Raw genomic sequence first — 20,602 nt, forward strand, 5'->3', positions numbered from 1 at the left:
ATCTTGTGATGTCGCAAGGTCATGGGCTGAGGAGTACCCGCTGGCGTAGGAGGTCGAGGTTGGCTCGGCCGTAGCCCATGCGTTTGAGAAGTTTGACGCGGGTGACGTGGCCCTCGACCTGGCCCGAGCTCCACGGTGTGGACAGCCCGGCGGTGACGGCGTCGAAGTCGCGTCGCAGGCCGCTGACCAGGGAGTGCAGTGCTGGGGAGGTCGTCGGCCAGAACACGGTCCATCCAGTCGGGAAGTTGGTCTCCCCGGAGTTGGTGGAGCATCTCGGCGAAGTCGTGGACGTGACGGGCTGCGGCGTCGAGGTGAGGGCAGACCGTGCGGATCTCCTTCAGTTCCGCGGCGTCCGCGGGGGTGAGGTGCTGCGGGTTCGTCAGGATCCATCGGACGACGCGTCGGGGTTTGGGGGCCGGCCTCGGTTGAGGCCGGGACACGCGCTGCTGCTTCCGCCCTGGTTGGCGGGGCGGCCTGAAAGCACGAAAGTAGCGGCGGACGCACTGGATGCTCCCCGTGAACCCACGCTCCCGCAGTTCCCGGTGGAGCTGGGGAATGTCGTGACAGCCGTCCAGCCAGCGGGCATGAAGGTACGGCTTGTGCTCGTCCAGTACGGACAGGCGCCCGGTGGCTTTGGCCAGGAGTTCGTTGAGGCGGCGCGGGCGAACCGGCGGACGGTGGAGTGGTCCAGCCGCAGTGTCCGGCCGATCGCCGCCAGGGATTTTCCCTCGATCAGCAGTTCCTGGACCGCCGCGTAACGCTCGGCCGTGCGGGTCACCAGGCGCCGGGGCTGGCCCATCACGTCAAGGGTGCCGTCGGGTGGAACGAACGGCACGACCGCCGCCTCGGGCTCCGTCGCGACCGGGGCCTGCACGATCGTCTCCGCCGTGACCAGGGGCTCCGCGAACGCTTCCCGGACGCATCCGTAATGGGAGCCGACCGTCTTCTCCAGGGCCTCGGCGATGTTCCGCCACAGGTGCCAGGCATCGGCGACCTGCATCGCCTGCGGGGCGCCGGTTCTGGCTCCCTCGGCATAGGCGCCGGCCCGGTCGCGGCAGATGACCTCCACTTCCGGGTGCTGGCGGAGCCATGCGGCCAGCGGTTCGGCGTCCCGGCCGGGCAAGACATCGACGGGCCGGCGGGCTTCCAGATCGACCAGGATCGTCGCGTAGGAGTCACCCTTACGCAGAGCGAAGTCGTCCACTCCCAGATACCTGACCACGTCGACCGGTTGCTGGGGAACCGAGCGCAGCAGATCCAGCAGCGCGTCCTTGGCGATGCGGATCCCAAGCAACGTGGCCAGGCGGGCACCGGGCCGGCCTGCCAGCGTCAGGGCGATCGAGGCGAGCATCGATCGCAGCAGCATGGTCTGCCGGGCATGCGGTCTGGTCAGCCCCTCGACCTGCTCGGCGAATGTGACGGCCGAACACCGATCGCTCAGGCACTTGAAGCGTCGCACGATCAGCTCGATCATCACCGGGCTGCCAGCGACGGGCGCGTCGCCGAGCCTCCGGACGTACCGACCGTGCACCCGCCACGACGGCATCCCGCACTGCGGGCACCTCACCGGCAAGGTCTGACACCCCGCGCGAAGCGTGATGACCCCGGCCGTTCGCTTGATCGACTCGATGACAACACCGGACAGATGCGGCAACAACCGCCCCAACACCCCTGAACCGCACACCCGAAGGCTGCCCAGCTCAACCCTGCGACATCACAGGATCCCCGACAGAGCCCAAAATTCGCCGCCCCGGGCCCGCCATTTCTTTCGCCGCCGCCAACGCCAACCAGGCATCACCCGGCTACTTTGGCGGCCCGCGCGTCCGCTGCACGCTCGACTAGAACTCTTTGCGTTCCCAGTTCAACAGAACTCAACTGGGGCTGACGTCACATGCCTCCTGCGACGCGCAAAATGGCTCCAGTGGCGTACGAGGCATCACCCGACAGCAGCCAGGATACGGCAGCCGCGATCTCGTCCGGTTGTCCTGCCCGGCCTATAGGGATGGCCGATGCCACCCTGGCGGGGCGCTGCGGATCCTCGTGGAAGTCAGTCCAGACGGTGCCCGGTGCCACGCAGTTCACCCTGATGCCGTCCTTGGCCACTTCCTTCGAAAGACCGAGGGTCATCGTGTCGACTGCGGCCTTGGCCGCGGCGTAGTGCACGTACTGCCCGGGGCTGCCGAGCGTGGCGGCGGCCGAGGAGATGTTTACGATCATCCCACCGCCTTGGGTAGTCATATCCTGTACCGCCCGCCGCGCGCACAGCAGGTAGCCCAGGACGTTGACTGCCAGTGCCTCGCGCATCCGTTCAGGGTCCGCGTCGGCCAGGTTGCCGTTGGGACCGCTGACACCCGCGTTGTTCACCAGCCCTGTGACTGGCCCGAGTTCGGCAGCTGCTACCTCGAAGAGGTGGTCGACGGCCGTAGGGTCAGAGGTGTCCACGGCGATCTTCGTGCAGCGTCGGCCTGTGCTTCGTACCGCTCGGGCCACTTCTTCGGCGGCCGCCACGTCGCTCCGGTACCCGATTGCGATGTCCTGGCCGTCGGCGGCGAGCCGCCGACAGATGGCCGCGCCTATGCCGCGGCTGCCCCCGGTGACGATGGTGACTTTCTGCTGTGTCTTCATAGAGATCATTCTGTGTTGTACCGGGTCTTCATGCGCCAGCGAGGGCTAGGTGCGACTCATCCACCGGGGACGAGGTCACGGCGTTGTACTTGTCGCGGTCAAGGATGTTTTCCCGCGACGCCACGATCAACGGCGCTACGACCTGGCCGGCGACGTTGGTGGCCGTCCGCATCATGTCGAGGATCGGGTCGATCGCCATCAGCAGGCCCACGCCCTCCAGCGGGAGGCCCAGCGTGGAGAGGGTCAGGGTCAGCATGACCGTCGCGCCGGTGAGGCCGGCGGTGGCCGCCGAGCCGACGACCGAGACGAAGGCGATCAGCAGGTAGTCCTGGATGCCCAGCTGCACGTCGAAGATCTGCGCGATGAAGATCGCGGCGAGCGCCGGGTAGATCGCGGCGCAGCCGTCCATCTTGGTCGTGGCGCCGAACGGCACGGCGAAGGTGGCGTACTCCTTCGGAACGCCCAGGCGCTCGGTGACCTTCTCGGTGACCGGCATGGTGCCGACCGAGGAGCGGGAGACGAAGGCCAGCTGGATGGCCGGCCAGGCGCCCTTGAAGAACTGGAGCGGGTTGACCTTGGCGACGGTGGCCAGCAGCAGCGGGTAGACGCCGAAGTGAGCTTGTTCCGCTTTGACGGACACCATTGGTGTGGTGGTCAGGCTGCGAGTGCGGTCTCGTATTCGGCGGGACTGCGGTAGCCGAGGCTGCTGTGCAGTCGGTGCAAGTTGTACCAGCCCTCGATGAAATCGAAGATCGCGGTGCGGGCGGCGGCCCGGCTGGGCCAGGGGCTCGTGTTGGGCAACTCCCGTTTGATGGTGGCGAAGAACGACTCAGCGAGTGCGTTGTCCCAGCACTGTCCGGTGCGGCCGACCGACAGCCGGATCTCCAACTGGTTGGCAGAGTGGCGAATTGGTGGCTGGTGTACTGGCAGCCGCGATCCGAGTGGAAGATCAACGGACCGGTGGGGCGACGCTGTCGGCAGGCGGCCGCAAGAGCATCGGCGACCAGATCGGTCCGCAGATGGTCGGCCGTCGCCCAGCCGACCACGCGACGGGAGGCAATGTCGATGACGGTGGCCAGATACAGCCAGCCCTCGTCCGTCGCGACGTAGGTGATGTCGCCGCACCAGCGGGCATCCAGGCCGGCGGGGTCGGGCTGGAAGTCCCGGGCGATGAGATCGGGCCGCAGGGCAGCCCGTGGATCGGGGATCGTCGTCAGGTGCCGCCGTCTGCGATGCCGGCCCTGCAGGCCGGCAGCCCGCATCAGCCGCGCGACACGGCGCCGGCCGCACCCGGCGCCTTCCCGCTTGAGCACGGCATGAATGCGTGGAGCACCGTAGGTTCCCCGCGATCGCGTGTGGACGTCGATGATCTGTTCCGCCAGTTCGGCGTCACGGACCGCGCGGGAACCAGGCGTGCTGGCGCGGCGGGCATAGAAGGCGGTCCGGGAGACCTTCAGCAGTTCACAGGCTCGTTTGACGCTGTGGCCGCCCTGCTTCTCCGCCTCGATGAACGGGTGCACCGTCACCGGGTCTCCTTCGCGAAGAAAGCCGTCGCACGCTTGAGGACCTCGACGTCCTCACGCAGGCGGCGGTTCTCCCGCCGCAGGGCCGCCAGTTCCTCGCGTTCACTGCTGGTCAGGCCGTCACGCTCGCCCGCATCAACCTCGGCCTGGCTGACCCACAGCCGCACCGCGGTCTCGGTCAGATCGAAGTCCTTGGCGATCTGGCCGACCGAGCGGTCACCGCGTCGGCACAGCTCGACGATCTCGGCCTTGAACTCCGGTGTGAACGAGCGGCGAGGCCGAGGCTTCTTCTTCCCCATGCTCTCCATGATGGACATCCTCCCGGGGCAGAACCCCTGATCTCAGATGTCCGTCAAAGCGGATCAAGCCCAGGTCGTCCATGAGTCGAACCTGCGGACAGTCACCGCCAGTCGGGTGGTAGCCCTTGCCCGTGCACCTGTACTAGGACATCCAGACCCGTACGTGCCCGGAACAGCGGCTTGTAAGTGGGCGGTTCTCCTGGTTCGGGTTCTGCTCCGGCTGTGGCTTGCAGTCGCCAACTCCCATGCGGTGGGTCAATCCCCTCGCCCTCCTGACGTCGACCATTTGCCATGTGCTGGGGTGACCGTGGGTCGCGGCCGTCACTGCGGGCAAGAGATGGAGATGTTCAGGGGGTCTGACGTGAATCCTCACCTGAACTTCATAACGCTTTGCTTCTAGGGCACTTGACGTTCCGTTCGATGGAACAGCACACTCGGCGGAAGCGGGGTAACACCTTCCGAAACCACTGTTGACGAAGGTGCTACGCAATGACGCCTTCGCCGGGCGTCGCTGCGTGGCAGCACCCCGCGCACCACCCGACCCACCGCATAGCGCGCGACCAGGCATGCTCCCACACCTGGGAGGGAGCCATGGCCGCGCAGCCCGTACGTACCGCGATCCGGTCTACGAAAGGTCTGGTGCCCCACCGATGCGACCCCTCACACGCCGTCTGAGCGCCCTCACCCCTGCCGTCCTGCTCGTGGCAGGCATGCAGCTCGCCGGCTCTCCCGCCCACAGCGCTACACCGTCCGCCGATGTGCGCCTGGCCGCCGCCGGGACAGCGATATCCGACAGCTGGATCGTGACGCTCAAGGACGGGACCACCGCGACCGACGCGGTCGCGCAGCAGCTCACCCACCGCGGCAACGGGCGGCTGTCGCACGTCTACCGCAGCGTCCTGAACGGCTTCTCCGTGAAGATGACGGAGGCTCAGGCTCGAAAGCTGGCCACTGACCCGCATGTCGCTCTCGTCGAGCAGGATTCCGTGATGAGCGTCAGCGCCACGCAGTCCAACGCCACCTGGGGCATCGACCGGGTGGACCAGCGGGACCTGCCGCTGAGCGGCTCGTACACCTACAACACCACCGCCTCCAACGTGACAGTGTACGTCATCGACACCGGCGTGCGCACCTCGCACAGCGACTTCGGGGGCCGGGCCTCCATCGGCACCGACACCGTGGGCGACGGTCAGAACGGCAACGACTGCAACGGACACGGCACCCACGTCTCCGCTACCGCCGCCGGGTCCACCTACGGCATCGCCAAGGGCGCCAAGATCGTCGGCGTGCGCGTTCTCAACTGCGATGGCTCCGGTTCCACCTCCGGCGTCATCTCTGGCGTCGACTGGGTCACCAACAACGCCGTCAAGCCGGCCGTCGCCAACATGAGCCTGGGCGGCAGCGCCAACACCTCCCTTGACAACGCCGTCAAGAACTCCATCGCCTCCGGTATCAGCTACGCCCTCGCCGCCGGCAACGGCAACTTCTTCGGCCAGCCCCAGAACGCGTGCAACTCCTCCCCGGCCCGTGTCGCCGAGGCCATCACCGTCGGTGCCACCGACAACACCGACAAGCGCGCCTCCTTCTCCAACTACGGCTCCTGCCTCGACCTGTTCGCCCCCGGCGTGAACATCACCTCCGCCTGGAAGGACAGCAACTCCGCGACCAAGACCATCAGCGGCACCTCCATGGCCTCGCCCCACACCGCAGGCGCCGCCGCCCTCTACCTGGCGGCCAACCCGAGTGCCACCCCGGCTCAAGTCAGGGGCGCCCTGGTGAACAACGCCACCAACGGCAAGGTCCAGGACCCGAAGAGCGGCTCCCCGAACAAGCTCCTCTACACGCTCTTCTGACCGTCGCGGGCTGGAAGGGGAACCCGGCCCGGCGATGCTCCCGGCTCCGGTGGGCGGCGGTGCGCCCACCGGGGTCGGGCCACCCGGCCCAGCCGCAGCATCCGATCGTCGGCCGATCCTCCTGCGCCCCGCCCGCGCACCCGTGACCACGGGTGTCCACATGCTCCAGACCAGGAGTCTTCATGCGACTTCGCACCCGCGCCAGTCGGACGGCCGCCCTCGCGGCCCTGATGGCGCTCGCCCTCGCGGCCCCTTTGACCGCCTCCGCCACCGCCTCCCCGCCGGCCCGGCCCTCGACCGCGACCCTCGAGGAAGACATCCGCCAGTACGAGATTCAAGGTCCGGCCACGGTCGCCGAGCGGACCGCACTCGCCGCCACCGGTGTCTCGATCGACGAGGTGCACGCCCGTTCCGTGATCATCAGCGCCGACCGGATGGAAGCGGCGAAGCTGAGAGCGCTCGGCTACCGGCTCCAGGAGCTGGCCGCCCCTGACGCGCACGAGCACGAAGAGGACTTCGGGACGACGGACTTCCCGTCCGCCGACTCCAAGTACCACAACTATGCCGAGATGATGACCGAGATCGACCAGCGCATCGCGGCCTACCCGTCCATCATGAGCAAGCGGGTCATCGGAAAGTCCTACGAGGGCCGGGACATCGTCGCCATCAAGATCAGCGACAACGTCGGCACCGACGAGAACGAGCCCGAGGTCCTCTTCACCCACCACCAGCACGCCCGCGAGCACCTCACCGTCGAGATGGCCCTGTACCTGCTGCGCGAGTTCGGCGAGGACTACGCAAGCGACTCCCGCATCGCCAACGCCGTCAACAGCCGTGAGATCTGGATCGTCCCGGACCTCAATCCTGACGGCGGCGAGTACGACATCTCCACCGGCAACTACAAGAACTGGCGCAAGAACCGGCAGCCCAACGCCGGTTCCTCGTACGTCGGCACGGACATGAACCGCAACTGGGACTACAAGTGGGGCTGCTGCGGCGGGTCCTCCGGCAATACCAGCTCCGACACCTACCGCGGCAAGAACCCCGAGTCCGCGCCCGAGGTGAAGGTCGTCGCCGACTTCGTCCGCAGCCGCGTCGTCGGCGGCAAGCAGCAGATCAAGACCGGGATCGACTTCCACACCTACAGCGAACTGGTCCTGTGGCCCTACGGGTACACCACCGCCGACACCGCACCGGGCATGACGCAGGACGACCGTGACGCCTTCGCTTCCGTCGGCCAGAAGATGGCCGCCAGCAACGGCTACAAGGCCGAACAGTCCAGCGACCTCTACATCACCGACGGGTCGATCGACGACTACCTCTGGGGCAGCCAGAAGATCTTCGGTTACACCTTCGAGATGTATCCCAAGAGCGCGTTCAGCGGCGGCTTCTACCCTGCCGACGAGGTGATCGAACGCGAGACCAGCCGTAACCGCGACGCCGTCCTGCAGTTGATCGAGAACTCGGACTGCATGTACCGCTCCATCGGCAAGGAAGCCCAGTACTGCTCCACTTCCTGACGCTCCCGCCCGCGCAGGGCGGCCTGCTTCCGGTCCATGGCACCAGGCCGCCCCGCTCCATGCCCGGACGCGCCACGCCGGAGGCCACACCGGCCCCCCGGCTCCTCCCGGAAAGGTCAGCATGCGCACCCTTCGCCCGCTTCTGGTCTCATCGCTCGCCGCCGGCCTCCTCGGCACCCTGGCCCTCCAGGCCCCCGCCTCCGGGGCCGAACCGGCCGCCGCGGCGCCCGACCCGATCGTCTTCGTCCACGGCTGGAACTCCAGCGGCTCCACCTGGGGCACCATGGCCGGCCGCTTCAAGGCCGACGGCTGGCCGGCCAGTCACCTCGACCAGTGGACGTACAACACCAGCCAGTCCAACGCCACCACCGCCTCCCAGCTCTCCACCGAGATCGACCGCCTACTGGCGGCGACCGGAGCCACCAAGGTGGACGTCGTCACCCACTCCATGGGCGGACTCTCGTCCCGCTACTACACCAAGAACCTCGGCGGCGCCGCCAAGGTCGACGCCTGGATCTCCCTCGGCGGACCCAACCACGGCACGGACACCGCCTACTTCTGCGGCGGCGCCTCCTGTACGGAGATGCGCCCCGGGTCCAGCTTCCTGAACGCCCTGAACTCCGGCGACGAGACACCCGGCGCCCCTCGATACGCCACCTGGTGGTCGGCCTGCGACAGCGTCATCAACCCGGACAGCAGCGTCCCCCTGACCGGCGCCACCAACACCCAGACCGCCTGCCTCAGCCACGGTGAACTGCGCACCGACGCCACCGTCTACGGGCAGGTCAAGTCCTTCGTCGGCTGACCGCCCCCTGCGAGCCACTCCCCACACCCAACTTGACGGGAGAACAGCATGAAGCACTTACCGAAGTGGGCAGCGATATCGGCCCTGGCCGTCACCGCGACCATCGGCGGCACCACAGCCGCGTCGGCGGGTATGACATCCCACCAGAAGGTCGACGGCAAGATCGTGGTCGGGGACGACACCTGCACCTGGACCGACGCCGCCACCAGTGCCAACGCTCCGGCCGCCCTGACCGTGGACCGGGCCACGGTCAACAAGCCGGGTGGCAACCTGTCCTGCGACGGAGACGTCTCCGCCACCCTCAACAACGATCCCGCGTTCACCTTCGACGACGCCACCGGCACCGCCACGGCCGACATCATCGACATCACCGGCCGCCAGGGCTTCATCTCCTGCCGCTACAAGGCCACGAACGTCCAATGGGACCGCGAGGGCACGACACGGAACTACACCAACCGGCCCTTCACCGCGCCGAAGGTCTCCGGCAGCTCCCTGTGCCCCAGCTCGGTGGACGCGGACGCCGGGGACGCCTCCATGCTGTTCCACTGACCGCTGCCCGAGCGGACAGCAACGGCCCCCGCGGCCGGCCGGTCGACGGCCGTACGCGGGGGCCATGCCCGGATGGGTCACCGGCCGGACTTGAGGCGTCCACCAGTCACCGGGGACGAACGGGTTACTCGTCGGCCGCGGCATCCGCTTCGGCCTCGCCGGCGGCGGAGTCGGCGCCGTCGAGGAACTGCTGCATGCGTGCCAGCTCACCGGGGTCGGCGGAATCGGAGACCGCCCCGGCGCTGGCCGTCGGGCCAGCCCCGCCCGTGCCTTGGCCGTTCGCGCCACAGCCGGCGGCCAGCAGGGCAGCTGTCAGTGTCATGGCCGTGAGGGCAGTGGCGCGGGCTCCCCGGCCCTGCGGATTCAGCTGTCGCTCCCGTTGTCGTTGGCCTCGCACCAGGTCTTGACGACGGCAACGTCCTTCTGGCGCTGTTCGAGGGTGGTCTTGAGGGCCTTGCGGGCGGTCAGCCGGTTGTTGAGCAGCGTGTAGACCTCCGTGTGGCCGGCGGCTTTGGCGGCGGCCACACGCTTCTCCAGGCCGGCCAGCGAGCCACGCTCGCCAGCCTCGCCCTTCATCCGCTCCAGCGCGTTGGCGACCCGCTTCTCAGTCTTGGGTACGCGCTTGCAGACCGCCTGCGCACCGTCCCCGCCGCGGGAGGCCGCGGGGGACGGAGAACCTCCGTCGGCCGCGGCGCTGCCGGCAGCGGTGAGCAGGCAGCCCACGGCGGTGAAGGCGACAGCGGCCTTCCTGAACTTCGGCATGACAATTCCTCCAGCTTTCGGTCGGGGGGCGATCGCCCGCCCGGCCAGAAAGCTACGAGCCGTCTTTGTGGGAACTCTGAGACCCTGAGGATCCCTCCCTTGGGTGCGCCGCGGTCTCGATCAGCCAGTCACGCCGCGACGGCAGCGGCGCCCCCTCGTCCCGGGTGCCACGGGGAAGCGGCAATCGGAGCTCGATGCTGGCTTCGTTGCCACCGGGCCGATCCAGTACGCGGATCCGGCCCCGGTGCAGTGCGACCTGCTGGGCGACCAACGTGAGTCCGAGGCCGGAGCCTGGACTGCCCGGCCGGCGGTGGAACCGCTCAAAGACCGTTTCGCGTGCGCCGGGCGGAATTCCGGGGCCGTGGTCGTCCACGGTGACGACCGCCTCGGCGCCGTCCGGCCCGGCTTCGGTGCGAAGGGCCACCTCGATGCGGGCAGGCGCGGCCGGCCGGCTGCCGTGGAGGACCGCGTTGGCGAGCAGGTTGTCGAAGACGGTACGAAGGCCGGGTTCCCAGCCGTGGATCCGGAGGATGGGATCACCGTTCACATGGATCGACGCCTGGGGATACCGGCGCCGCAGGTCCGCCGCCGAGGCGTCGGCCACCTCCGTCAGGTCAACCGGTCCGAACACGTCGGTTTCCACAAGGTCACCGCGGCCAAGCTCCCGCAGCATCACCAGCAGGCCCAGCAGCCGAGGGTGTTCGCGCCGCAGGTCCGCGACGACCTCGGCACGCTCCCCATCTGCCAATTCCGGGTGGTCCAGAATTTCCAAATTGGTCTGCATGCTCATCAGCGGAGTGCGCAGTTCATGAGAGGCGGCCGCGGAGAACGACCGTGCCGTGGCAAGCCCTTCTGCCGTGCGGGCAGCCTGTTCGTCGTAGCGGGCCAGCACTGTCTGGAGCGTACGGGCCAGGTCGTCGACCTCGCTGACGCGGGTAGGGGTGTGGTCAAGGCGGGCTGTGGTGGAGCGCGGAGCAGGCGGCCTGCCCCCTCGCCCGGCCCTGTGTTTGTGCGAGGCCTGTCGTCTGCCTGATCGGGCCGGCCCCTACATGGCCAGGGGCAGCGCGTCCCCCTCCAGGGCGGCATCGATGTCCTCGGGACGGCCGTTGGTGGTGAAATGCTCGAGACCGACCTGGATGAAGACCCCCTTCGCCCGGACCGCGACGGGACCGTCGTCACCCCCGATGCGTGCTTCGGCCTCGCAGAAGACCTTCCGCCCGTGCGTGCCGGTGATCTCCGCACGGATGGTGAGGATGGCGCCCACCGGCACGGGTCGTACGAAGTCGGTCTCCAGGCGCCCGGTGACGGCGGCCTGCGAGAGCAGCCAGTTGAGCGTGCCCAGCGTCTCGTCCACCGCCGTGACCAGGATGCCGCCGTGTGCCAGGCCGGGTGCCCCCTGGTGGGCGGAGCCCACGGTGAACTCCGCCCGCACCTCCGTCCCCTCCCCCGCCACCGCGTACAGATGCAGGCCCTGCGGGTGACGGGGACCGCAGCCCAGGCAGTGGTCGTAGTGCGAGGGAAGTCGTGCACCGGGCGGCGGGGCGCCGGGAGCGCGCTCGGGCAGCACCGCGTCGGCCGGCGCGGTCGTCGCCGTCGGCGACGGTCGGCCGGCACTGTCGTGCGAGGAGGCGGGCGGGGCCGTGAAAGTGGTCGGCTCGTTCACTGTTCTTGCCAAGTCTTCCGTACTGTCATGGGCTCTCAGTGGCGGTCGAAGAGCTTCGCCGCATTGTCGTGGCACACCGCGCGTAGCCAGTCGTCGCCCAGGCCGAGCCGGGTGAGTGCGGCCAAGGCGTGGGCGTAGGGGTACGGGATGTTGGGGTAGTCGGAACCGAACAGGATGCGGTCGCCCAGGTCATGCAGCCTGTGCAGGTCGGCGCGAGGGAAGGGGGCGTCCCGCTCGGCCATGTCGGTGAAGGCCATGGTGGTGTCGAGCAGGAAGTGCGGGTGCTGCTCGGCGAGGCGGAGGAAGGCAACGTAGTCCGGGTGGCCCATGTGGGCGACGATCAGGCGCAGGCCGGGATAACGCTCAAGGAGCTTGCTCACCGGCTCCGGTCCGGTGTGCGCCCCAGGGACCGGGCTGTGGCCGCAGTGGACGACAGCCGGGATGCCGGCGTCCCGCAGGAGGCCCCAGACCTCGTCCAGCAGCGGGTCGTTGGGGTCGTAGTCACCGACCTGGAAGTGGGCCTTGAAGACACGGGCCCCGGCCCCGGCCTCCACCGCGTGACGTACATAGTCCGGCGCGCCGGGTTCCGGATAGAAGGTGGCCGTGTGCAGGCAGTCGGGTGTGCGGGCGGCGAAGCCGGCGGACCAGGAGTTCAGCCAGCGCGCCATGTCCGGCCGGTGTGGGTAGACCATCGCGGTGAACGCCCGGACACCGAAGGCACGCAGGCGCGCCAGCCGCCGGTCCTTGAGCTGTACTGAGAATTGTGGAGTCCCTGATGCCAGGGTTACGGTCCTGGCGAAGGAGAACCACCAGCCCATGGCAGCACCCCGTAAATACCCCGACGAACTGCGCGAGCGCGCGATTCGCGAGGTCCGCACCACCGGCCGTCCGATCGCGCACGTCGCCAAGGACCTCGGCATCCACAAGGAGGCCCTGCGCGGCTGGGTCCGCCAGGCCGAAGCCGATTGTGGCGAGCGTGACGACCGGCTGACGAGTGCCGAGCGCGAGGAGCTGAGGCAACTCCGCAAGGAGAATGCCGAGTTGAAGCGGGCGAATGACATCCTGAAGGCCGCTTCGGTGTTTTTTGCCCAGGAGATCGACCGTCCCCGGACGAGGCCGAGCAGGTGATCGACCACCTGCGTGAGAACGGTCTTGGGGTCGATCCCGTCTGCCGGGTGCTGGACCTGTCGCCGTCGACGTACTTCGCCCGCAAGAAGCGCCCCAAGTCGGCCCGCCGACTGCGCGACGAACAGCTCATGCCCATGATCGAGGAGGTCCACGCGGAGTCGGGCGGCACCTACGGCGCCCGCCGGATCACGCGGGCCCTCAAACGCAAGGGCGTCGAGGCGGCCCGCTGCACCGTCGAGCGGCTCATGGCCGAGCTCGGCCTGGAAGGCGTCATCCGTGGCCGGCGGCGCCGCACCACGATCCCGGAGCCGTCGGCGCCCCGTCCGCCGGACCTGGTCGATCGCGACTTCACCGCGGCGCGACCCGATCAGCTATGGGTGGCGGACATGACGTATGTCCGCACGTGGTCGGGATGGGCGTATGTGGCGTTCGTCCTGGATGTGTACTCGCGGATGATCGTCGGCTGGCAGCTCGCCGACCACATGCGCACCGAACTCCCCCTGGACGCACTGGAGATGGCGCTGTGGCGTCGGAGAATCAAGAAGGGCTCCGGCCTCATTCGTCACAGCGACAGGGGTTCGCAATATGTGTCGATTCGCTACACCGACCGGTTGGCCGACATCGGTGCCTCCGCTTCGGTCGGTTCCGTCGCGGACTCGTATGACAACGCGATGGCCGAGGCGCTGAACGGCACCTTCAAGGCCGAGCTGATCGAGATGCAGGGCCCCTGGACGGACCCCGCCCAGGTCGAGCGGGCGATCTTCCAGTGGGTCACGTGGTACAACGAAGAGCGCCTTCACTCCGCGCTCGACTACGTGCCACCTGCCGAGTACGAACGCGCCTTCTGGCAGAGCACAGGAGCAGACCCCACAGTCCGCCTGAAGCAAGATCACCGGACTCTACGAAACTCGGGGCAGCTCACCTCGCCCATGCGGTAGGTGATGGGCCACGGGCGGCCGGTGAGCGGGCCCGCGGTGTCGAAGTACTCCCAGACCTTGGTCATCACCGGTTCGGGCATGAAGTGCGTGTGGACGTCGATCAGTCCGGGCAGGCCGAGCTCCCGCCAGAAGGCGGTCACCTGGCGCGCCTCGTCCTCCGGCGGCCTCACGCGGTGACTGTCCGGGCGCGGTCGATGATGGCGTCGGTATCGACGCCGGGCGTCAGGGTACCGAAGACGGCACCGTGGTCGCCGCCGAGCCGCGAAGCACAGAATGCGTCGGCCACCGCGCTCGGGGCGTTCCGCTGGAGCAGGGACGCCTGGAGGACCAGTGCCATGGTCTCGGTGATCTGGCGGGCGCGGTACTCGGCCTCCGCCGGGTCCATGAGCTGCTTGCGGAGCCCGGTGACAGCCTGGTCGAGGTGCCGGTCGGCACCGGCCGCCCGTTCCACCTCTTCGAAGAACGCCTCGACCGCCTCGGGCGCACGGCCCATCGCCCGCAGGGTGTCGAGCGCGGCGACGTTGCCCGAGCCTTCCCAGATAGAGGAGAGCGGGGCCTCTCGGTAGAGGCGGGGCATGCCGGATTCCTCGATGTACCCGTTGCCACCGTGGCATTCGAGGGCTTCGGCGGCGTGCATGGGGGCGCGCTTGCAGACCCAGTACTTGGTGACGGCGAGCCCGAGGCGGCGGAAGAGTGCCTCGCCCGTGTCCCCGGCGACAGCCCGGTCGGTGGCACCGGCCAGGCGCAGGGCGACGGCGGTGGCGGCCTCAGACTCCAGGGCGAGGTCGGCCAGTACGTTGCGCATCAGCGGCTGGTCGATGAGCGCCTTGCCGAAGGCCCGGCGGTGGGTGGCGTGGTGGACGGCGCGGACGAGACCCAGCCGCATCCCGGACGCGGCACCGAGCGCGCAGTCGAGGCGGGTCATGTTGACCATCTCGATGATGGTCGCCACGCCTCGGCCTTCCTCGCCGACGAGCCAGCCGAACGCGTCGTCGTACTCGATCTCGGCGGAGGCGTTGGAGCGGTTGCCCAGTTTGTCCTTGAGGCGCTGCAGTTGGATGCGGTTGCGGCTGCCGTCCGGCAGGACCCGGGGCAGCAGGAAGCAGGAGAGGCCGCCCGGGGCCTGGGCCAGGGTCAGGAAGACGTCCGACATGGGAGCGGAGGTGAACCATTTGTGCCCGGTGAGTCGGTACGTGCCGTCCGGGGCGGGCGTGGCCGTGGTGGTGTTGGCGCGTACGTCCGAGCCGCCCTGCCTCTCGGTCATCGACATGCCAGCGATCAGGCCGCGCTTGGTGTCCGGCTGGCGCAGCCCGAAGTCGTAACTCCGGGAGGCGAGCAGCGGCTCCAGCCAGCCGGCCAGGTCGGGCGTGGCACGCAGCGCGGGCACCGCCGCGTAGGTCATCGACACTGGGCAGGTGTGACCCGCTTCTACCTGGCCCCACACGTAGAACTTCGCGGCACGGGCCACATGTGCGCCGGACCGGTCGTCACGCCACGGCGCGGCGTGCAGTCCGCTACCGACGGCGATGTACATCAGCTCGTGCCAGTACGGGTGGAACTCCACCTCGTCGACGCGGTGGCCGTAACGGTCATGGGTGTGCAGGACGGGCGGGTTCTCGTTGGCGAGCCGTCCCCACTCGGCGGCCTGTTCCGATCCGGCGAGGACGCCGAGTTCATGCAGGTCGGCAGCCGCCCAGTCGGCGCCCTCGCGGGCCACTGCCTCAAGCAGTGCCGGGTCGGCCGCCGCGTTGTATCCGTGATGCGGCGGTACCTGGTTGGTGACCTCATGCGTCGGCGACAACGTGTCCTCCAAGGGAGCGCAGGGTGAAGGCGGTCAGAGCGGGGATGACGTCCTGCGGTGCCGCGTCTCCGTCGGCGAGAGGTCCGACGAGAGCCTCGGCAATCGCGCCGACGACGGCGGCGGCACTGAGTTCGGGCGACTGCGGCGGGAGCTCACCGCTCGCGACACCCTCGGCGATCAGGTCCGCGTACACATCCCGGAAGGCCCGCCGGAAGACGAGCCGTTCGGTGTCGACGGCCGGGTCCGCGGGCTCGGCGAGCAGGGCGAAGGCCCGGCGGGGTGAGTGCAGAGCCCGCGTCGCGAAGACCTCGACCGTTGCGGCCACCCGCTGGGCGGCGGTTCCGGTCCGCTCCGCGGCCGCGGTCACCGCTTCGACCTCGCGGGCCGCCAGGGTCCGGAACAGTGCGGCGGCGAGCTCCGACTTGCCGGAGAACGACTGATAGACGCTGCCGGCGGAAATGCCGGCCTCGGCGGCGATGGCCGCGACCGAGCAGCCGGCGTATCCCGTACGGGAGAGCAGTCGTATCGCGGCCTCCAGTACCTGGCCACGACGGGCGTCGAGCCGGGCCTGCACAGCGGGGGGACGTCGGTAGGGCATGGAAGTATTGAAGCACTGATTCGATGCTTCAGGGTACCGAGGACCTCCTGGCTGGGTGCCGACCGTTGGCGGTTCCGACCTGCCGAAACGCCATGGTGCGCCCAAGACAGAGGGACGCGGTCACAGACACCTACAGCGCCAGCGCTCTGCCGACAAAACCAGTGCGGCCACCGGAGCGGGGAAGCGGCGACACCGTGAGCCGACGGGCCGATCGGGTCGGTGGTGGCGCGGGCGAGCTCGATGCCGTCGCCGTCGTGGACCACCAGGCCCCCCCGGGCAGTAGAGCGGCGACCTTTCTGGGCGAAGTCGAAGACGTCAGGTCCGGCAAGCGGGGCAACAGTGGCCCACCGACGGGTCCAGAGCTGACAAACCACGACTGTGCCCCACCTTCGGATTCTGCCCCCACGCCAGAAGTCTCGGAGAGGAGCAATAAATACGCCAAGGTTGTCAACTGCCGTTACGGCCACTGTTACCCCGCCTGGGAGGAGTTTGCCGATGCGAGGCTGGCTCGTCAAGGGGCGGAATTACAGGCGGCCGCTCAGCTCCCCCACAGCGCCGCAGCCCAGGACTCTGCGGTGAAACTCACGCGCAGCGCCTTGTCCGTCACGGGCGTTCGAGCGCCGTGAGGCCCTGACGGAAGACCTCGGCCGCTTCCTGGACCCGGCCCCAGCCCAGCAGGGCATCACCGAAGAGACGGCAGGTTGCGGCGATTTCGTACACGGCTTCGATGTCGGTGTAGCCGGCGAGGGCGGACCTGAACAGGCTCACGCAGGCTGCTTCCTCTCCTTGGTCGAGCGCGATGAGCGCGTCGATACGGTCGAGCTCGGCCGCCTGCTCCGGATCCTGGTACTCGCGGGCTGCCACCCTGCACTTGCCGACCAGCGAGGCTGCCTCCTCGAGGCGATCCTGTTGGCGGACCACTTCGGCGAGTTCGGCCAGGGCGTTGACCAGGCGAGGGCGGGACTTGGTTTCGGTGAAGACGGAAGCGGCCAGGCGGAGGCTGGTCTCAGCAACGGGCAGGTCGCCGCTGCGGGCGGCGAGATAGCCGAGGGCGAAGTGGCACATGCCCACCTCGGTGCGCAAGGAGAGGTGCTCGTAAAGGGCGAGCGCCCTGCTCAGGACCTGCTCGGCTTGGTCACACCGGCCCTGGGCGGTCAGAGCACGGTTGATGTGGTAATAGCCCTGGGCCAGGACCTCGGGCTCCTTGACGAGCGGCGCGATCTCCAGGGCCTTGTCGGCGGCCATTCCGGCCTCTTTGAGCTCTCCCCGCTCCACAAGCGGCATCACGGAGGCGGCGCGCAGGGCGAATTCGGCGGCGTCCTGATCTGTTCCGGCGGCTGCGAGCAGGTGCCGCTCGGCGAGTACGAGGGCCTGCGCTATCTCGCCGCGGGCGAAGTGCGCTCCCATCTGGCCGACAACCGCTTGCAGCCGACTGGTGAGCGGCTGGGCGGCCAGCAGCTCCTCCGCCTCGCGGAAGAGGCCCAGTGCTCGGTCCGGGTCGCCCTGATGTCTGGCCGCGGCTCCCAGTCCACATCGACCGGCATAGCCGAGCTCGGAGTCGCCTTGGGCGTCGGCCTCCCGCACCACCTGCTGGTATGCCTCACATGCCCGCTCGATCTCGCCGCGGGACAGGGCCGTACGGGCATCGGCCACCGCCTGCCGCAGCTTCTTGCGCCTACCGGCCTCGTAACCGAAGAAGAGGTCGTCAGGGTCCACGCTCAACCGGCTGGCGAAATAGGCGGTGGTGCGCCTCGACGGCGTGCGCTTGCCTCCTTCGACCGAGGAGACGTAGGCGCGGGTGAAACTGGTGCCGGCTACCTGGGCCTGCGTCAGCCCCCGCTCGGTGCGCAGGCGCAGCATGCGTGAGCCGATCCCGGCCGTATCTGCCCCTGGAGGGAATTCGTCGGACATGCGGGTCACTCTATGACCTGCCTCTCCTGTCGACGGCCGCCTCGTCCGGCGGAGGCCGAACTGCCGCTCACTGATGTTGCGTTCAAACTCTTGACGCCCAGCTCGCGGGCGGGCCAGACTCGCCGCGCAGCGAGGTAACTAAGACAGCATCTCTTGTTTACAAGATGGACGCACCCTGTGCATCCGTGCGGTATAAGGCGCACTGCGGCGGGTGCTGCTTTGGTCTTCGGTTCAGGGATCGCAGGGGCCGGAGCGAGGGGGTGGCTGTCATCTCGCGTCCGTCGGCAATGACCGGCCAACCGTCCTTCCCAGGGCCCAGCTGCACAGGGGCCCTACGCGGGACGGCTGCCCGGACCCACCCGTATCCCCGCAAGGAGTCACGCGATGACGTCCCGCCTCGGCCACATGCGCGGCCGAATACCCACCGCATTCACCGCCGCCGCTGTCGCCACGACGGCGCTGCTGGGCGCTTTGTCCGCTCCCTCCGCCATGGCACAGGGCAGCGGGCCGGCACTCCAGGAGCAACCGGCACGGATCACCGATACCGCAGCGCTGACAGCGGGTGCCTACGACGGGTTCATCGTCGGCTTCCGCAAGGGCACGGCCGGTTCCCGCTCCAACGCGGAAGCGGGCAAGGCGGTGGCCGCGGTGGCGAAAGCCGACAGGCGTCAGGTTTCCCTGGAGCGGCGGCTGGCTACCGGCGGTGTCCTGGTGAAGACGCCGGGCAAGCTGGGCCCCGAGCAGGCGCGCCGTCTGATGGCACGGTTCGCGGCGCGTGCCGATGTCGCCTTCGTCGAGCCGAACACCATCATGCAGGCGTTCTCCACCCCGGACGACACCCGGTACACCGAGCAGTGGGACTTCCACGAGGCCGCCGCCGGTATGAAGGTGAACACCGCCTGGGACGTCGCGACCAAGCGTGGAACGGGCGTCACCGTCGCCGTGATCGACACCGGCTACGTCGCCCACTCCGACCTGGCCGCCAACGTCGTGGCCGGCTACGACTTCATCTCCGACGCCAACAACGCCAACGACGGGGGCGGCCGCGACGCCGACGCCTCCGACCCCGGCGACTGGTCCGAGTCAGGCGACTGCCTGTTCGGCTCCGCCCGGAACTCCTCCTGGCACGGAACCCACGTCGCCGGCACCATCGCCGCCGTCACCGGCAACGGCAAGGGCGTCGCCGGCATCGCCTACAACGCCAAGATCCAGCCCGTGCGGGTACTCGGCCGCTGCGGCGCCACCAGCGCCGACATCGCCGACGCCATCATCTGGGCCTCCGGCGGCACCGTAAGCGGCGTCCCCGCCAACAGCACACCCGCCAAGGTCATCAACATGAGCCTGGGCGGCGAAGCCGCCTGCGACACCACCACCCAGAACGCGATCAGCAGCGCCACCTCCCGCGGCACCACCGTCGTCGTGGCCGCCGGCAACTCCAACAAGGACGTCTCCGGCTTCACCCCGGCCAGCTGCAACAACGTCATCTCCGTCGCCGCCTCCGACCGCGCCGGCAACCGCGCCTCCTACTCCAACTTCGGCGCCAAGATCGACGTAACCGCCCCCGGCGGCGACGGCGACACCGCCGACCGCATCCTGTCCACCCTCAACAGCGGCGCGAAGGGCCCGGAGGCCGAGTCCTACGCCTTCTACCGCGGCACCTCGATGGCTTCCCCGCACGCCGCCGGCCTGGCCGCCCTCATGCTCGGCGAGAAATCCATGACCCCGGCCGAGGTGGAATCCACCATGAAGGCCAACACCCGACCGCTGCCCGGCACCTGCTCCGGCGGCTGCGGCGCCGGCCTCACCGACGCCGACAAGACCGCCCGCGCGGTCGTCGGCACACCCGCAGGCCCGGTCAACGTCACCAACCCGGGCAACCAGACCGCCACCGTCGGCACGGCCACGAGCCTGCAGATCCAGGCCACCACCACCGCGGGCGGCACCCTCTCCTACAGCGCCACCGGCCTGCCCGCCGGCCTGAGCGTCAACGCCTCGACCGGGCTCATCTCCGGCACCCCCACCACCGCCGGCCCCAGCTCCGTCACCGTCACCGCCACCGACAGCACCGGCCCGTCGGACAGCGAGTCCTTCACCTGGACCGTCAACGGCACCGGTGGCGGCGGCACATACTTCGAGAACACCACCAACTACAACATCCCCGACCCCGGCAACGTGACCAGCTCCATCCCGGTCACCAACATCAGCGGGAACGCGCCCGCCACCCTCAAGGTCGCCGTCGACATCAAGCACACCTACCGCGGCGACGTCATCATCGACCTCATCGCCCCCGACGGCACCTCCTACCGCCTCAAGGACCTCGACGGCTGGGACAGCGCCGACAACATCCTCGCCACCTACACCGTCAACGCCTCCTCCGAGGCCGCGAACGGCACCTGGAAGCTGAAGCTCACCGACTGGTACGGCGGAGAGTCCGGCTACCTGGACACCTGGAGCCTGCGGTTCTGAGACCCGGCCGGCACCCGACCGTCAAGCCCGGCAGCCAAGCCAGTTCGACCGGCTCAACTCGGGGCTTGTAAACCGAATCTGCGAGACCGGCCCGGCGTCCACAAGACGCCGGGCCGTGCCCCGAACGGGAATGACGCCATGGCTGTTGCACAGCAGGTCTA

Annotated in this window: 19 protein-coding genes and 3 pseudogenes; 6 read left to right on the forward strand and 16 right to left on the reverse strand. The window is 68.8% G+C overall.

The window, feature by feature from the left end; translation table 11 throughout:
* Window positions 1–19: 19 nt before the first annotated feature.
* From J7E89_RS05240 to J7E89_RS05270, 7 genes and pseudogenes are all read right to left on the reverse strand, one after another.
* Window positions 20–226 carry a transposase gene (locus tag J7E89_RS05240; protein ID WP_214968911.1) on the reverse strand — a complete coding sequence of 69 codons (207 nt, stop codon included), beginning with the start codon at window positions 224–226 and terminating at the stop codon, window positions 20–22.
* Window positions 227–379: 153 nt separating this feature from the next.
* Window positions 380–1,684 (reverse strand): ISL3 family transposase, encoded by a 1,305-nt coding sequence (locus tag J7E89_RS05245; protein ID WP_308315337.1) that lies wholly within the window; start codon window positions 1,682–1,684, stop codon window positions 380–382.
* 203 nt (window positions 1,685–1,887) lie between these two features.
* On the reverse strand, window positions 1,888–2,625 hold the full coding sequence (locus J7E89_RS05250) for an SDR family NAD(P)-dependent oxidoreductase (protein WP_214968915.1): 738 nt from the start codon (window positions 2,623–2,625) through the stop codon (window positions 1,888–1,890).
* A gap of 28 nt (window positions 2,626–2,653) precedes the next feature.
* Window positions 2,654–3,241, reverse strand: a pseudogene (locus J7E89_RS05255) (dicarboxylate/amino acid:cation symporter); the annotation flags it as partial.
* A 38-nt stretch (window positions 3,242–3,279) separates the two neighbouring features.
* Entirely contained in the window at window positions 3,280–3,513 is a 234-nt protein-coding gene (locus tag J7E89_RS05260; RefSeq protein WP_214968917.1) for an integrase core domain-containing protein, read from the reverse strand.
* Window positions 3,514–3,533: 20 nt separating this feature from the next.
* Window positions 3,534–4,151: pseudogene (locus tag J7E89_RS42305) on the reverse strand (IS3 family transposase); the annotation flags it as partial.
* On the reverse strand, window positions 4,148–4,456 hold the full coding sequence (locus J7E89_RS05270; protein ID WP_037724813.1) for an IS3 family transposase: 309 nt from the start codon (window positions 4,454–4,456) through the stop codon (window positions 4,148–4,150). The gene J7E89_RS05270 and the pseudogene J7E89_RS42305, both read right to left, overlap by 4 nt.
* 641 nt (window positions 4,457–5,097) lie before the next feature.
* Between J7E89_RS05270 and J7E89_RS05275 the strand changes: the two genes are divergently transcribed.
* From J7E89_RS05275 to J7E89_RS05290, 4 genes are all read left to right on the forward strand, one after another.
* The gene (locus J7E89_RS05275; protein WP_214968919.1) at window positions 5,098–6,300 is read left to right on the forward strand and encodes a S8 family peptidase; all 1,203 of its coding nucleotides are present in this window, start codon (window positions 5,098–5,100) and stop codon (window positions 6,298–6,300) included.
* 182 nt (window positions 6,301–6,482) lie between these two features.
* Window positions 6,483–7,820 carry a M14 family metallopeptidase gene (locus J7E89_RS05280; RefSeq protein WP_214968921.1) on the forward strand — a complete coding sequence of 446 codons (1,338 nt, stop codon included), beginning with the start codon at window positions 6,483–6,485 and terminating at the stop codon, window positions 7,818–7,820.
* 121 nt (window positions 7,821–7,941) lie between these two features.
* A complete protein-coding gene (locus J7E89_RS05285) occupies window positions 7,942–8,625 on the forward strand; it encodes a triacylglycerol lipase (protein ID WP_214968923.1) in 684 nt (227 codons plus the stop codon).
* 48 nt (window positions 8,626–8,673) lie between these two features.
* Window positions 8,674–9,174 (forward strand): hypothetical protein, encoded by a 501-nt coding sequence (locus J7E89_RS05290; protein ID WP_214968925.1) that lies wholly within the window; start codon window positions 8,674–8,676, stop codon window positions 9,172–9,174.
* A 124-nt stretch (window positions 9,175–9,298) separates the two neighbouring features.
* Here the strand turns inward: J7E89_RS05290 and J7E89_RS05295 are convergent, their stop codons facing one another.
* From J7E89_RS05295 to J7E89_RS05315, 5 genes are all read right to left on the reverse strand, one after another.
* A complete protein-coding gene (locus J7E89_RS05295) occupies window positions 9,299–9,496 on the reverse strand; it encodes a hypothetical protein (RefSeq protein ID WP_214968927.1) in 198 nt (65 codons plus the stop codon).
* Between the two features lie 41 nt (window positions 9,497–9,537).
* Complete coding sequence (locus J7E89_RS05300; protein ID WP_214968929.1) at window positions 9,538–9,936, reverse strand: hypothetical protein; 399 nt, start codon at window positions 9,934–9,936, stop codon at window positions 9,538–9,540.
* A 52-nt stretch (window positions 9,937–9,988) separates the two neighbouring features.
* Window positions 9,989–10,828 carry a HAMP domain-containing sensor histidine kinase gene (locus J7E89_RS05305; protein WP_308315339.1) on the reverse strand — a complete coding sequence of 280 codons (840 nt, stop codon included), beginning with the start codon at window positions 10,826–10,828 and terminating at the stop codon, window positions 9,989–9,991.
* 153 nt (window positions 10,829–10,981) lie between these two features.
* A complete protein-coding gene (locus tag J7E89_RS05310; protein WP_308315342.1) occupies window positions 10,982–11,503 on the reverse strand; it encodes a PaaI family thioesterase in 522 nt (173 codons plus the stop codon).
* A 131-nt stretch (window positions 11,504–11,634) separates the two neighbouring features.
* A complete protein-coding gene (locus J7E89_RS05315) occupies window positions 11,635–12,417 on the reverse strand; it encodes an amidohydrolase family protein (protein ID WP_214968931.1) in 783 nt (260 codons plus the stop codon).
* Between J7E89_RS05315 and J7E89_RS05320 the strand changes: the two genes are divergently transcribed.
* Window positions 12,416–13,665, forward strand: a protein-coding gene (locus tag J7E89_RS05320; protein ID WP_251060135.1) for an IS3 family transposase whose coding sequence is annotated in 2 segments (ribosomal slippage) — window positions 12,416–12,680 and window positions 12,680–13,665 — 1,251 coding nt in all. Because the reading frame shifts where the segments join, the coding sequence is not laid out codon by codon here. The two genes, J7E89_RS05315 and J7E89_RS05320, sit on opposite strands and share 2 nt — an antisense overlap.
* Here the strand turns inward: J7E89_RS05320 and J7E89_RS05325 are convergent.
* The 4 genes and pseudogenes from J7E89_RS05325 to J7E89_RS05340 all read right to left on the reverse strand — a co-directional run.
* Window positions 13,650–13,835: pseudogene (locus J7E89_RS05325) on the reverse strand (amidohydrolase); the annotation flags it as partial. The gene J7E89_RS05320 and the pseudogene J7E89_RS05325 sit on opposite strands and share 16 nt — an antisense overlap.
* A complete protein-coding gene (locus tag J7E89_RS05330) occupies window positions 13,832–15,466 on the reverse strand; it encodes an isovaleryl-CoA dehydrogenase (RefSeq protein ID WP_214968970.1) in 1,635 nt (544 codons plus the stop codon). The pseudogene J7E89_RS05325 and the gene J7E89_RS05330, both read right to left, overlap by 4 nt.
* Window positions 15,450–16,064, reverse strand: a complete 615-nt coding sequence (locus J7E89_RS05335; protein ID WP_214968933.1) for a TetR/AcrR family transcriptional regulator — start codon at window positions 16,062–16,064, stop codon at window positions 15,450–15,452. The genes J7E89_RS05330 and J7E89_RS05335 overlap by 17 nt, the downstream gene beginning before the upstream one ends.
* A gap of 603 nt (window positions 16,065–16,667) precedes the next feature.
* Window positions 16,668–17,975: a helix-turn-helix domain-containing protein gene (locus J7E89_RS05340; RefSeq protein ID WP_214968935.1), complete on the reverse strand. Its 1,308-nt coding sequence runs from the start codon at window positions 17,973–17,975 to the stop codon at window positions 16,668–16,670.
* Between the two features lie 384 nt (window positions 17,976–18,359).
* Between J7E89_RS05340 and J7E89_RS05345 the strand changes: the two genes are divergently transcribed.
* Window positions 18,360–20,441: a S8 family serine peptidase gene (locus tag J7E89_RS05345; RefSeq protein ID WP_214968937.1), complete on the forward strand. Its 2,082-nt coding sequence runs from the start codon at window positions 18,360–18,362 to the stop codon at window positions 20,439–20,441.
* Window positions 20,442–20,602 lie beyond the last annotated feature (161 nt).

The organism is Streptomyces sp. ISL-100, from assembly GCF_018614615.1.
Classification (GTDB): domain Bacteria; phylum Actinomycetota; class Actinomycetes; order Streptomycetales; family Streptomycetaceae; genus Streptomyces.